The following is a 411-nucleotide window of genomic DNA, read 5'->3' on the forward strand; positions in this document are numbered from 1 at the left end:
TCAGCAGGCCGTCAGCCACGGCTTGCTGATCCAGCCGCTGATCGGCAACCTGCCCAACATCATGGCCCCGGAGTGGTTCGACGGCCTCAAGCGCGCCGCCGAGGGTCGCCGCCTGATGGTGCTGGACACGCTGCGCCGGTTCCACATCGAGGAGGAGAACGCCAGTGGCCCCATGGCGCAGGTGATTGGCCGCATGGAGGCCATCGCCGCCGATACCGGGTGCTCTATCGTGTTCCTGCACCATGCCAGCAAGGGCGCGGCCATGATGGGCGCAGGCGACCAGCAGCAGGCCAGCCGGGGATCTTCCGTGCTGGTGGATAACATCCGCTGGCAGTCCTACCTGTCCGGCATGACGGCCGCCGAGGCCGAGGAATGGGGCGTGGACGACTCACAGCGGCCCTATTTCGTGCG

1 protein-coding gene is annotated in these 411 nt (G+C 67.4%); it reads left to right on the forward strand.

The window, feature by feature from the left end; genetic code table 11:
- Positions 1-411 (forward strand): AAA family ATPase (locus V0R37_RS21845; protein ID WP_420376521.1); only part of this gene is annotated, 411 nt, incomplete at both ends.

It is taken from the genome of Pollutimonas rozaliensis (assembly GCF_048751585.1).
Classification (GTDB): Bacteria; Pseudomonadota; Gammaproteobacteria; order Burkholderiales; family Burkholderiaceae_B.